The organism is Rhizobium sp. WYCCWR 11128, from assembly GCF_013416305.1.
GTDB classification, from domain to species: Bacteria; Pseudomonadota; Alphaproteobacteria; order Rhizobiales; family Rhizobiaceae; genus Rhizobium; species Rhizobium indicum.
Genome location: NZ_JACCEZ010000011.1, coordinates 188544 through 201129 on the forward strand (window position 1 = coordinate 188544; position 12586 = coordinate 201129).

General features: G+C 56.9%; 11 protein-coding genes. 1 reads left to right on the forward strand and 10 read right to left on the reverse strand.

Annotation, left to right across the window (positions count from 1 at the left end):
* Positions 1–18 precede the first annotated feature (18 nt).
* Genes HX898_RS27345 through HX898_RS27370 form a run of 6 tightly spaced genes read right to left on the reverse strand, consistent with a single transcriptional unit; the run spans position 19 to position 5550 of the window.
* On the reverse strand, positions 19–1233 hold the full coding sequence (locus HX898_RS27345; RefSeq protein ID WP_180196323.1) for a DegT/DnrJ/EryC1/StrS family aminotransferase: 1215 nt from the start codon (positions 1231–1233) through the stop codon (positions 19–21).
* Complete coding sequence (locus HX898_RS27350) at positions 1230–2204, reverse strand: NAD-dependent epimerase/dehydratase family protein (RefSeq protein WP_138334179.1); 975 nt, start codon at positions 2202–2204, stop codon at positions 1230–1232. The genes HX898_RS27345 and HX898_RS27350 overlap by 4 nt, the downstream gene beginning before the upstream one ends.
* Positions 2201–2920 carry an acyltransferase gene (locus HX898_RS27355; RefSeq protein ID WP_138334181.1) on the reverse strand — a complete coding sequence of 240 codons (720 nt, stop codon included), beginning with the start codon at positions 2918–2920 and terminating at the stop codon, positions 2201–2203. The genes HX898_RS27350 and HX898_RS27355 overlap by 4 nt, the downstream gene beginning before the upstream one ends.
* Positions 2910–4013, reverse strand: coding sequence for a DegT/DnrJ/EryC1/StrS family aminotransferase (locus HX898_RS27360; protein WP_138334183.1), 1104 nt, complete (start codon positions 4011–4013; stop codon positions 2910–2912). Before HX898_RS27360 ends, HX898_RS27355 begins: the two co-directional genes overlap by 11 nt.
* Positions 4010–5047 carry a Gfo/Idh/MocA family oxidoreductase gene (locus tag HX898_RS27365; protein WP_138334185.1) on the reverse strand — a complete coding sequence of 346 codons (1038 nt, stop codon included), beginning with the start codon at positions 5045–5047 and terminating at the stop codon, positions 4010–4012. The genes HX898_RS27360 and HX898_RS27365 overlap by 4 nt, the downstream gene beginning before the upstream one ends.
* Positions 5044–5550, reverse strand: a complete 507-nt coding sequence (locus tag HX898_RS27370; RefSeq protein ID WP_138334187.1) for an acyltransferase — start codon at positions 5548–5550, stop codon at positions 5044–5046. The genes HX898_RS27365 and HX898_RS27370 overlap by 4 nt, the downstream gene beginning before the upstream one ends.
* A gap of 552 nt (positions 5551–6102) precedes the next feature.
* On the opposite strand from HX898_RS27370, the gene HX898_RS27375 reads away from it, so the two are divergent.
* Entirely contained in the window at positions 6103–6879 is a 777-nt protein-coding gene (locus HX898_RS27375; RefSeq protein WP_138334189.1) for a response regulator transcription factor, read from the forward strand.
* A 178-nt stretch (positions 6880–7057) separates the two neighbouring features.
* Here HX898_RS27375 and HX898_RS27380 read toward each other — a convergent pair whose 3' ends face one another.
* From HX898_RS27380 to HX898_RS27395, 4 genes are read right to left on the reverse strand one after another with little or no spacing between them, the layout of a single operon-like run.
* The gene (locus HX898_RS27380) at positions 7058–8899 is read right to left on the reverse strand and encodes a glycosyltransferase (protein ID WP_180196324.1); all 1842 of its coding nucleotides are present in this window, start codon (positions 8897–8899) and stop codon (positions 7058–7060) included.
* 4 nt (positions 8900–8903) lie between these two features.
* The gene (locus tag HX898_RS27385; RefSeq protein WP_138390057.1) at positions 8904–9947 is read right to left on the reverse strand and encodes a UDP-glucuronic acid decarboxylase family protein; all 1044 of its coding nucleotides are present in this window, start codon (positions 9945–9947) and stop codon (positions 8904–8906) included.
* Positions 9948–9992: 45 nt separating this feature from the next.
* Entirely contained in the window at positions 9993–11495 is a 1503-nt protein-coding gene (locus HX898_RS27390; protein ID WP_180196325.1) for a sugar transferase, read from the reverse strand.
* A 5-nt stretch (positions 11496–11500) separates the two neighbouring features.
* Positions 11501–12367: a WecB/TagA/CpsF family glycosyltransferase gene (locus HX898_RS27395; protein ID WP_180196326.1), complete on the reverse strand. Its 867-nt coding sequence runs from the start codon at positions 12365–12367 to the stop codon at positions 11501–11503.
* Positions 12368–12586 lie beyond the last annotated feature (219 nt).

Sequence of the window (12586 nt, forward strand, 5' to 3'; positions counted from 1 at the left end):
CATCACGCAATCAGGAAATCATACAAGCGCGATGTCCCGATCGTGCTGTACGGCGGCGGGTATGCTGGCCCCCTCAGCCAATGAGCTTCGAAGTGCTTCAACAACCCTGATGATGTCGAGATCCGTCATCTGAGCATAAAGCGGCAGAACTATCGTTTGCCGTTGCGCTGCCACGCCTCGCTTCAGACTTGTGGCGGCGCGATGAGAACTCTGGTCGGAATAGGCACCTTCCAGATGAATATTCATCACACCGCGCCGGGTCGAGATCCCTTGATCGAGCAATGCCTGCATGACCGTCCGCTGGTCGACGGCATCAGGCAGTCTCACGCAAAAGCTCTGCCAGTTGCTGCGAGCCCAATGCGGCTCGACCGGTGAGATCCCAGGGATCGTAGACAGGCGCTCACAATATTGCCCAGCAAGCCGCCTCCGTTGTGCAATCAGCCCCGGCAACCGCCGCAACTGTTCCCTTCCGACGGCAGCCTGAAGGTCCGTCATACGGTAGTTGTAGCCCAATTCGTCATAGTCTTCGAAAATCACCTGCTTCGAGCCATGGCGAACAGCATCGGTAACGCTCATGCCATGCTGACGCCACAGCCGGAATTTCCGGTCATATTCGGGATTGGCGGTGGTCAACATGCCACCATCACCTGTCGTGACGACCTTTCGGGGATGGAAGGAGAAACAGGCAATGTCGCCATGCGGCTTGCCGATCTTTTCCCAACGCCCGTCCCACAGGATTTCGCTTCCCGTCGCGCATGCCGCATCTTCGATGACCGGGAGCTGATGGCGCTTGCCGATCTCCACGATGGAGCGGAGATCGCAAGGCATGCCAAGCTGATGCACACATAGGATTGCCTTGGTGCGGGGCGTGATGGCTGCTTCGATCAGGCTGGGGTCGATATTGTAACCATCTGCTTCGATGTCGACGAAGACAGGCACCGCATTGCAGTATCGAACAGCATTCGCGGTGGCGATGAACGAATGGCTGACCGTGATGACTTCATCGCCGGCGCCGACATCGACCGCCATCAAGGCGAGATGCAGTGCGGTCGTGCAGTTTGAAACGGCGCAGGCATGTGCAGCGCCGACAAAGGCCGCGAATTCGCCCTCGAAGGCCGCGACTTCCGGCCCCTGCGTAACCCATCCTGACATAATTACACGGCGCGCGGCCTCAGCCTCCTCTTCTCCGAGGACGGGCTTGGCGACCGGAATCGTTGATAGAGACGAGCTCATGCAGCTTGCCCTCCTGCCGCAGCGGTCTTCATCTGCCACCATGCGACAAGGTCTCGAAGCCCTTGCTCCATCGATATTTCCGCCTTGAAGCCCAGAAGCTTCTCGGCCTTGCTGATATCGGCAAGACGACGGGTCACGCCGTTGACCGTGCGGGCTTCCTTATGCTGCGGTTCGAGTGAGACACCCATGATGCTGCTCAACATCTGCGCAAGTTGCAGGAGGCTTATTTCCTCGCCGCTCGCGACATTGAACACTTCATCCGTGACATCGCTCTTCGCAGCCAGCAGGTTTGCCCGGGCGATGTCACGTGCATCGACGAAGTCCATCGTCTGGCTGCCATCTCCATAGACAAGGGGTGGCATTCCGGTCGCCAGGCGCTCCATCCAGCGGATCAACACTTCGGTATAGGCGCCGTAAACGTCCATTCGCGGCCCGTATACGTTGAAATAGCGCAGCGCCACATAGCGCAGGCCGTACATCTCCGCAAAGCTGCGAAGCAGCCCCTCGTTAAACGTCTTGGCCGCCCCGTAGATCGTCCTGTTATTATAGGGATGATGCGCTTCGGTGGTCGGAAAGCTCTCGGCCAAACCCAGCACAGAGGCAGAAGAGGCAGCGACGACCTTCGACACACCTGCCTTTACGGCAGCTTCGAGAACATTGAACGTGCCTTCGGCCAGTACATCGAAGGCAAGCCGTGGGTCTTCGGCGCATTGCGTGATGCGGATGGCCGCCTGGTGAAAGACGATATCCACGCCCTCGAAGGTTTTCGCCAACAACGCTCTGTCACGAATATCTCCCTCGATGATGTTGACGGACCCGCCAGCTATTGCCGTACTGAGATTGTCCCGGCGTCCACGCACGAAGTTGTCGAGGATGATAATCTCGCGCGGCTTCTCCAATGCGACGAGATCGGCGATATGCGACCCGATCAGGCCGGCCCCGCCGGTAATGAGTACCCGTTGATCTCTCACGATCTTCCTCCATGCGATATATCCAGCACAGGATCGGCTTCCGTGCGCCAGCGTATGAACTTCGCCGGCACACCCGCCACGACTGAAAACGGTTCGACATCGGAAACAACGACTGCGCCTGCTCCGACGATCGCCCCTTTTCCGATGCTCACGCCGGGAAGAATAGTTGCATTCGTTCCAATATCGGCCCATGCGCCGATGCGAACCGGCTTGATTTCGAGATCCGTGCGAATGATCGGCACATCCACCGGCAGTGCGGTGTGGGTCGACCCAAGCACTTTGGCGCCAGGGCCCCAGCCGACACAATCCTCGATAACCAGGTCGCGTGCGTCGAAATAGGCCATCGGGCCGATCCAGACATTGTCGCCGATTACGCAAGTGCCGTCGAAGCGTCCCTGGATATAGGCCTGAGCGCCGATGAACACGCCATTGCCGATTTCAAACGTTTCAGGATGTTTGAAACCGGCGCCGCCCGCAACCTGCAGTCCCGCGCCGCAGCTCCGCGCGATCGCTTGCCAGATGGCTTTCCGCATCAGTGTGTCGACGACACCGTCGCCTGTGGCGAAACGACCGTAAAGGTCTATCAGACCAGCGCGCCCGTATGATTGCCTGAGCTCTTCGACCAACCCAGTTTGGTAGCCAGGATCTGCCGGCCTTTCATGGCGACCATGGACCGCCTGAACCAGTCGAGCCTCGCCGGCGCGGTTAACTGACATAAGCATACTCCAGTGCGGCGGCCACCTGGTCGACGTGTCGTAAAGGCATCTCTGGATAGATCGGCAGCGAGAGGACCTCCCGTGCCGCGGCTTCCGAGACCGGGAAATCCCCGGCCTGGTAACCAAGGTCGGCATGGGCTTTCTGCAGATGAACAGGGATGGGATAATGGAGCCCGGACGGAATGCCTTCCGCGCTGAGCAGGCGTTGAAGCCCATCGCGATCACGGCTTCTTATGGCATAGACATGATAGACGTGACGCCGGTCGGCTGCTTCGACAGGGATTGTCAAATCCGTCGATCCGGCAAGCAGCGAAGAATAGCGGCGCGCATGACTGCGACGCGCCTCGGTCCAGGCTTCAAGGTGCCGGAGCTTGACACGTAGGATCGCGCCTTGAATGGCGTCCATGCGATAGTTAAAGCCCTTCAGCAGATGGTGATAGCGCTGCTCCTGGCCCCAGTCTCGCAGCATGCGCATCGTCTTGGCCTGATCATCGTCATTGGTAACGACCATACCCCCCTCGCCGCAGGCGCCGAGGTTTTTGCCCGGATAGAAGCTGAAACAGCCGGATAGGCCGATACTGCCGGCGCGGTGGTCTTTGTATTGCGCGCCATGGGCCTGGCAGGCGTCTTCGATGACGGGTATCCCGTGGCGGTCGGCAATTGCCTTGATCGCGTCCATATCGGCCATTTGACCGTAGAGATGGACGGGAACAATGGCCTTGGTGCGGGGAGTAATCTTTGCCTCGACCTCCGCCGGATCCATCGTGAGTGTCACGGGCTCAACATCGACGAACACGGGTCGTGCGCCCGTGTAGCAGATCGCCGACACGGTTGCGACGAACGTGAATGGCACCGTAATGACCTCATCGCCGGGACCAACGCCCGCCGCAAGCAGGGCAAGATGCAAGGCACTCGTTCCGGTGTTGACGGCTATCGCATGCTTGACGTTGCAATAGTCGGCGAATTCCTGCTCGAAATGCGCGACCTCGTCGCCCAATACGTACTGCCCCGAGGCGAGGACGCCGAGCACGGCGGCGTCAATCTCACCCTTGATTGATTGATATTGTGCCTTAATGTCCAGGAACGGGATCATGCGATGCGCCTTGCCTCTTCGAGCTCGATGATGCGGCCGCGCTGGGCTAACGACCGGCTTGCTGCTTCCAGAATGCGAACGACGCGCAGGCCGGCATGGCCGTCCGTAATGGGCCGCGAATTCTGCTCGATGCACTCGACGAACTGATCCAGTTCGCGTTTCAGTGCTTCGGTCATATCGAGCTTGGGCGCCCACATGTCGCCGCTGCGGTAGCCGACCATCATCTGATGCACTTTCTCGCCATAAGCCTGAGAATTGGGGTTCAGCGTGATGCCCTTGTCGTAGACCTTGATTTTTTCGCTGGGCTCCAGATCGTCGTAGACGACCATCTTGTTGCTGCCACCGATCAGCGTGCGGCGCACCTTGACCGGCGCCAGCCAATTGACGTGGATGTGTGCGATGAGCTTGCTTTCGAAGAAGAGCGTCAGATAGGCGATGTTTTCCGGCTCGCCGAGTACATGGCTCATGCCTGTCGCTGAAACAGCCACCGGCCTTTCCTGCACAACATGGTCCAGGATGGAGAGATCATGCACCGCGAGGTCCCAGATGACGCTGACATCATGCTGAAAGAGCCCCAAATTGACCCGAACCGAGTCATAATAATACATGTCGCCTAAGCCGTTCTCGACCAGTTCGCGCATCTTGCGGACGGCGCCGGTGTGGACGAAGGTATGATCCACTGCCAGCACGAGGCGTCGGCGTGTGGCCTCTTCGACCATCCGCGAAGCTTCCTCCGTCGTCGATGCCATCGGCTTTTCGACGAAGACATGCTTTCCGGCCATCATAGCCTGCATTGCGAGCTTGAAATGGGTGAAGACTGGCGTCGCGATAGCGATGGCATCCACTCTTGGATCGCGCAGCACTTCCTCGAAATCATCGGTGATCGTCACCGCGGGATACCGGCTTTTGACAGCCGCCAACCGTTCGACATTGAGATCACAGACAGAAATGAGCTGCGCTCCGGCCGCCTCCGAGATGTTGCGAACCAGATTCGGGCCCCAATACCCATACCCAACAACAGCGATGCCGATCATTTCATTCCTCCCAACGCGTGCATGTCGACTGGCCCGTCATTAACGCGACCGATCATCCTGGCCGGAACGCCAGCGACAATGGCGCCATCGGGCACATCCTTTGTTACAACCGCTCCAGCGCCGACCTGCGCAGCCTCTCCGATCGTGACGCCAGGCAGAATGGTGGCGTTGCTGCCGATCGACGCATGGCGCTTGACCAGGGTCGGGACGACAATCCAGTCGGCCTCCGTCTGAAGGCTGCTATCCGGATTGACGGCGCGCGGGTATATGTCATTCGTAAACATGACCCCGTGGCCTATGAAAACGCCGTCTTCCAGCGTCACGCCCTCACAGAGGAAGGAATGGCTGGAGATCTTGCAGCTTTTTCCGACTAGGACGTTTTTCTGAATCTCAACGAAGGTGCCGATGCGCGTTCCGGCACCGATCGTACAACCGTAAAGATTCACGAGGTCCGGATGGTGGATAATGGTGCCGTCATCCAGCTTGACGTTTGATGCAATCATCCCTGCAAAACCCCTAACTCTTGAACAGGTCCAGACTTTCAGTTGAAACCAACAATCGCCTAATTGCACCCAAGGTTTCACACCGACAGGACTAATATTTTTCTACATCCCAAAGAGAATTGTTTTCTGCATCTGAGTAAAGAAACAAAACGTTTAAGGTTATTCACCTAAAGGCGTATCTACTTATGATGACTTACGCCCATGTTCATACATAGACCAACGTTGGTGGCGGGCTCACCTACCGCATCCGTTGCCGGTCCTACGCCGGAGACTGCGATTGTTTCCATGCATTTAGTGGCCCGTCGCAAAGCACGGTGTAACGATGAAGTTTATTCTGCAATCTATCTAGTAACACTCAAGACTACTTCAGATTTATCTTTCTATTTCCGGCTTACAATGGAAGTTGCGCGCTACTTAGCCTATATTAGCTACTGTAACGCTCCGCGAATTGTGGTATTCGATTCCTACTTTAGAGTTTCCTAAACCCCCGTATTGAGAGGGGTCGGTACTCGGGTCGTAGTTGAGCGTAACGTGTTAGGGGAGGGTGAAGCTGTGAATTCAGCACTTATATCGAATTTGGACCTCAGGCAGGAGAACGTAGCTCTTCCCCTCAGGATAGATAATCCGAACACATCTGCCGTGCCGGGAAGACACACGCATTCTCTTGTCATTCTCGATAATCGTGAGCTCGATCGTCAATGCCTGGCGCAATGCATGGCTGCCCAAAAAGCGGATTTGCAGATTCTGGCTTTTGGATCAATTGAGGAGTGGAAGCAGAAGCGCGACGAATATCCTCCGCTTTCGGCAATCCTCTTGAACGTCGGCGGCAAAAAGATCGATGAACCGACCGTTTCGGAGCAAATCCGGAAGCTTTCGTCGGAATTCGCATCGACGCCACTCATCGTATTGGCCGATAGCGACGATTTCGGTCAAATCGTTAGGGCACTTGAGTACGGAGCCAAAGGGTTCATACCCGCCTCAGTCAGCGTCAGCGTCTGTATGGAGCTGATCGCGCTGTCGGTGGCAGGAGGAATTTTTGTGCCTGCAAGCGCCCTGTTTGCCATGCGTCACTTGCTGGACTCGAGCAATTCGACCGCACGCCCGCTATCCGGCATATTCACGGATCGTCAGGTCGAAGTCGTGGAGGCGCTCCGACGCGGAAAGGCAAACAAAATTATCGCTTATGAGCTCAACCTGCGAGAAAGCACTGTAAAGGTGCATGTTCGCAATATTATGAAAAAGGTCAAAGCGACGAACAGAACGGAAGTCGTGTTCAAGCTCAACGATCTTTTTCTTTCGGGCGGCTCTGCGACAAACAGCCTGTGCTGATGCGGTCGGCCGATCAGATCTTGGATCGCATCAGGAGCGCATTCTCGCTCTAAACATCCTCGGTGGCTGCACGGCAAATACGCCACCGAGTCCGCGATTGCATCTTCAGCCTCACCTGGAAAGTTTGTCATGCACGCCTCTCCAGGTGAGACTGTCTGCATGTGCAATTTTCCCACAGCTAATTGCCGGTGCCCATAGGAAGCCTGGAAAGCGCTGTTCGGATCCTGCGCAACGGGCCTCTCTGCGAATGGGGGACCAGACCCCGCGCAAGATGCCAGAAATATCGGAACTCAGGCAGCGGCGGTACATTCGGCCGCAGGCCATTCAGGCGCAGTCTGACCATCAGGCCATCGACGCCTGAATATAGTCGCAGACGCCAACCAGCATCACGTTTGAAGTGTAGAAATGTTACTTTCTCGCCAGCGTTGCTTCCTCCGACGGGAGCGCGACGAAGAACATTTGCAAGATCTGGCTGCTGACAGCGCTCAAGAATATCGGAGAACCATGCAAGCCAATCGGAATCGCTCCGATCGGGAATCTGATGAATGCTTTTTCGATCCCTGCCATACCGTCCCGACACGACCCCATCGCCTGAGCCACCGAGTTGCGCGATGACGAGGCGCGCGCGCCTGAATTCGTCGTGGGATAGAGATGGATAGAAATCTTGCAGCCTCCGCGCCCGCTCAAACTGGCCTCTGCAGATCAAAGCGAGAAGGAAGTACGCCCACTCGGCCGGATCCGGGGTGAGTGCCCCATATTCGGTCATGGTCACCTTGACCAGATCCACCAGAAGGTCATAGGCGCGATCGGCGTCGCCCTCCTGCAATGCACAGATGGCAAGGCGGAATTTGGCTTCGGGCAGGTAGGATACATAGTCCAGGCAGCGCGCGTAGCACTGCTTGGCTTCCTCCACCCTGCCCTGCTCGAGAAGCAGGTCGCCCTGCTTCAGCAAAGCGCGATCGCTCGCTTCCCCCACGACATGGACGCTCTCTTGCTTGGAGATCCGCTGGACCTTTGTAAGATCGCCGAAGGGGCCGGACTGGATGATCTTTTCGCCGAACTGCAGGCCTTTGTTCAGCATGAACCACTGATATATTTGCGGCCTGTGGCTCAGTGTATGACACGCATGGATCAAACTGTAACCGGCTGTCGTGATACGCCGTATTTCGTCGGGATGGGCAAAAAGGTAATCTAGTCGCTCGACGACGTTGTGGCCGTCAACAAAGACACAGTTTTCCATGTCGACAAAGCCGGCTGCCTCCACTGCTGCCGTGCGTTCGGTCACGAGACAGGCATTTGCCCCGGGAATCTCGAAGTGCTTGCGTACGACCTCGCCGCCCATAGTGCCGCATGTGGGGACGATGAGGCTCGCGTTGAGCGCGCGCGCATAAGCCTCTCCAGACAGGAGCTGGGAAGCTAGCTTGCTCTCATAGGCGTGTTGCGGCGAGACCAGGCAGGGGTAACGGTCGCGGATCATCGGAAAGACCGTCTGTCGCCAGGGATAAAGGCCGTAGGCCTGACCTGTGAGCATGGCCGGGATGACCTTTTGCTGGCCATAGTCGTGGTAGACTTCGGGATCGATGAAATTTGGCCAGACGAACAGATTCTCCTTCACCGCCGGCATATATTCCGGAGTCATCGTTGCGATCGCGAAATACGTCTCGATGCCCCACTGCTGCATATCGGAAAGGAAGCCCGCGCGTCGATCGCACCATGCGTCGGCGTTATGAAGGCCAAGCTTCGGAACGGCGATATGGGTATTGGTGTTGGTGATTTTTATCCGACGCGACCCATGCGACCGATAACCGCTTTCAAACAGCGTCAGATCCGGCTCGTACCTGTCGCATATCTCTGCATAGTCGCAGTCGCGGTTAATGACGACGACATCGAAATGTGTTGCGAGGCATTTGACCTGCTGCTGCATGTGCAGCAGCAGGTAACCGGCCGCGGTCGCATTGGGCTGATGGTCCCATTGAAAAAAAACGAGCCGCGGTTTTCGATCATTAACGTTGCTATTCATGTCCCTATCGAATGGCTTCAGGAGCAGTGAGTTCGACGTTCGCGGACGCCAGATGCGGATAAGCCTCTTGCGAGGACTTGGCGCTGGGCCAGTTCCTTGCGCCGCCGGAAAGCTTCCACTCGAAATAAGCGATCGTTCTCTCAAGCCCCTCACGAAGGTTCACCTTCGGCTGCCAGCCCAGTTGTTGCGTTGCGCGGCTGATATCGGGCTTGCGCTGTGTCGGATCGTCAACTGGCAGATCCTTGAAGACGATGCCGGACTTCGATCCGGTCATTTCGACCACCATTTCCGCCAATTCACGGACCTGGAATTCTCCGGGGTTGCCGAGATTGATGGGCCCCGTGACCCCAGCGGGCGCGCCCATCAGACGGATAAAGCCGTCGATCAGGTCGTCCACATAGCAGAACGATCGTGTTTGCCTGCCGTTGCCAAAGATGGTGATCGGCTCGTTTCGAAGCGCCTGAACGATGAAATTGGAGACGACACGGCCGTCATTGGTCTGCATGCGCGGACCGTAGGTATTGAAGATCCGCGCGACCCGGATTTCCACGCCATATTGACGATGATAGTCGAAGAACAGCGTCTCGGCGCACCGCTTGCCTTCGTCATAGCATGCCCGCGGTCCTATGGGATTGACGCTGCCTCGATACTCCTCGGGTTGAGGGTGGACCGCCGGATCGCCATAAACTTCGCTTGTGGATGCCTGGAAGATCTTCGCCTTGGTGCGTTTTGCCAAGCCGAGCATATTGATGGCCCCGTGCACATTGGTCTTCACAGTCTGCACGGGGTCGTGCTGATAGTGGACCGGAGATGCTGGACAGGCGAGGTTGTAAATCTCGTCGACCTCCACATAGAGCGGGAAGGTAATGTCATGGCGGAGCACCTCGAAGCGAGGATCGTCAAGAAGATGCAGCACATTGTCGCGCGAACCGGTGTAGTAATTGTCCACGCAGAGGACGTCATTGCCCTCTCGCAAAAGCCTTTCGCACAGGAATGATCCCAAAAACCCGGTGCCGCCGGTTACCATAATTCGCTTTTGTCCGTGCATTGGTATGCTCCGTTGTTGATGGTTGCCTCGCGGAAGCGAGGATGGTCAGTAGGCTCCCCTGCGTTTGAAGACCGCAGGGATTGTGCTGAGAATAATTTGGCAGTCGAACCACAGAGACCGGTTGTCGATGTAGAACTCGTCGAGTTGCTGCTGCAGTTCGATATCCGCATTGCTTCGTTCGGATATCTGCCAGAGGCCCGTCAGCCCCGGTGTTACCGAACGCCGCTTGTCACGAAATTCGCTATCCATCGCTGAGAGGTGATATTCTGGAAACGGACGCGGTCCGACGAAGGCCATATCCCCTGCAATGATGTTCACCAGTTGCGGGAGCTCGTCGATGCTCGAAGCGCGCAGCATATGTCCTATAACCGGAAGGATACGCGGATCGTCCTTGAGCTTGAAGTGGCTCAACCACTCGGCGCGCATGTTAGGGTCGTCTCGGAATAGTGCTTCAAGGCGCTGTTCTGCATCTTGGTACATCGTCCTCAATTTCAGGACGTGCACCGGCTTACCGGACAGCCCTTCCCTGGTATGCCGGAAGAAGACGGGGCCTGGATCGATGGCATAGATTGCGGCCGCTGCAATCGCGATGAATGGCGCGACCACGATTGTTGCAGGGATGGCGATTGCGAGATCGAGGATCCGGCGAACCAGGTCCGAGTTCACTGAACTCCTACTGTTGGTGAGGCGAATACCGATTTCTCCGCCAACATCCGCAGGCTGCAATCCGCTCACCTTGAGGCTCGGCGTGTCGGACAGCAAAATGACTTCGGCGAACTTCCGACGCATAGCCGCCAAGTCGGGTGCAAGCGCGCCTGTGCCCGCAATCACGGCAATGGATGGCCCGCCGTCGGGCAATGCCTCCAAACTATCGGGGGAAATGGCCTCCGGCCTGATGCCATACTGCCAGTGGTTCTTGAAATGGGCCACGAGAGCGGGAGTAAGGTTGCCTCCCCCTATGACAACCGCGCGCTCCCCCCAGACTCCAAGTTTCCAGCACAGGCCCCGTGCAAGCCAATGCACAAATGGCTGAACAATCAGCCCGAGAGCGAGGAACCCAATGACGGCAAGCAGCAGTCGTTCCCCCTCCGGCAGGATAATTGCTCCAAACGCCGCCAGGACAGCCACCTTGACGGCGGCGACAGTGCGCCGCCGCAGATGTTCGTGGCCATGCAACCGATATCCAGGATAGAGGCCGGCCGATGCGTAAAGAATAATCGCGGCGAGTGCTGCGATCGTGAACGTACGCTCTGCTATCGTGCCCTGCGAACCACTGGCCAAACCACTGGGAAGAAAGGACAGGACAACAAAATAGGCAATCAAATAGCCCGCAATGTCGCCGGCGACCAGGAAGGACGAGGTTGCAAGCCGAGGAAGCCGACGCCGTAGTGCGACGGGCATATTCGACCCTGCCCGGTCAAAGGGATCGGCAGTCTTGGCTGCTATGGGTGGCACGGAACCTGCCGGAATCGCCCGCGCCGTCATATCATTTGATGTGGCTGCCTTCGACGGACGCGGTGTCATTTCTGTCGACGCAAATAAGGACATGATGGCTACACCTTTACAGCTGCTGCTTTTGGCGCGCTTGATCCAAAACCCGCATCTTCGATCGGAAACTTACGAAGCCCCAGTCTCTGGACTGCCGTCAGTGAGATGAAGGTCGGCACGACGAGCGCATAGCGCCGCCACAGCCGTCGTGGCTCGCATAAAAGACGAAACGCCCATTCGAAGCCGCTTCTTTGAATGATCCTTGGAGCCTGCCGCTTGAGACCGGCGTGGAAATCGAATGCGGCTCCGACACCGATGAGCATCGATGCTTCCAGACGATCGCGCATGTGCGCCATCCAGAGTTCCTGCTTGGGACTGCTCAGCCCGACCCAGATGATATCGGCGCCCGATCGATTGAGCTGTTCAGCAATCTCCGTTTCCTCCCGCGTCGACAGTTTGCGAAAAGGTGGCGCATAGGAGCCGACGATCCGTGCTTGCGGAAATTTTGCGAGAAGGCGCGCCTGCAGCTGTTCGAGCGTTTCGGCCGTTGCGCCATAAAGGAAGTGGCGCAAGCCCTTGGAGCTGCCGGCATCGAAAACGGATAACATCAGGTCAGGTCCATAGACCCTATCGCTTTCAGCATGACCGGCACGCTTCAATGCCCATACCAATGGCATGCCATCGGGTGTTACGAGGAAAGCCCGGTTATGTATCGACCGGAGCTCGGGATCATCTTGACACCGGACCACACCGTGCGCGTCGCGAACGCACACATATTCCTTCCTGCCGTCTTCGATCGCTTTTTGAATAAAGCCAGTCGCGCTTTTGAGATTAACTGCCGAAATGCGAACACCAAGGACATTAATACATTCCAAAGAACTCGTTTGATTGAGAACTGAATCTTGGCTTCTGTCTGCTGATTGCTTTCTCATGACCTACGCTTTCGCGATCTAAACTGTCATCAGAATATGCTGCCAAGACGATTGCCTCCATACTTGCGTCTCTAACTATTGGACGTAGAAGAGACTTCATGTTTCTACGTCTTACGCCGAGATCGGTTACATATTCGAAGTAAGGCGACGTACCCCCACTGCTTGCCAGGCTGCTCTTTTTGATGAGCGCTGTCCCGAAAGAGCGGTTTGATCTCGGCA

What these genes read in the sequence shown, in the direction of transcription:
- HX898_RS27345 (WP_180196323.1), bottom strand. Translation starts at nt 1,233, where the DNA reads ATGAGCTCGTCTCTATCAACGATTCCGGTCGCCAAGCCCGTCCTCGGA.
- HX898_RS27355 (WP_138334181.1), bottom strand. Translation starts at nt 2,920, where the DNA reads ATGTCAGTTAACCGCGCCGGCGAGGCTCGACTGGTTCAGGCGGTCCAT.
- HX898_RS27360 (WP_138334183.1), bottom strand. Translation starts at nt 4,013, where the DNA reads ATGATCCCGTTCCTGGACATTAAGGCACAATATCAATCAATCAAGGGT.
- HX898_RS27365 (WP_138334185.1), bottom strand. Translation starts at nt 5,047, where the DNA reads ATGATCGGCATCGCTGTTGTTGGGTATGGGTATTGGGGCCCGAATCTG.
- HX898_RS27370 (WP_138334187.1), bottom strand. Translation starts at nt 5,550, where the DNA reads ATGATTGCATCAAACGTCAAGCTGGATGACGGCACCATTATCCACCAT.
- HX898_RS27380 (WP_180196324.1), bottom strand. Translation starts at nt 8,899, where the DNA reads ATGAATAGCAACGTTAATGATCGAAAACCGCGGCTCGTTTTTTTTCAA.
- HX898_RS27385 (WP_138390057.1), bottom strand. Translation starts at nt 9,947, where the DNA reads ATGCACGGACAAAAGCGAATTATGGTAACCGGCGGCACCGGGTTTTTG.
- HX898_RS27390 (WP_180196325.1), bottom strand. Translation starts at nt 11,495, where the DNA reads ATGTCCTTATTTGCGTCGACAGAAATGACACCGCGTCCGTCGAAGGCA.
- HX898_RS27395 (WP_180196326.1), bottom strand. Translation starts at nt 12,367, where the DNA reads ATGAGAAAGCAATCAGCAGACAGAAGCCAAGATTCAGTTCTCAATCAA.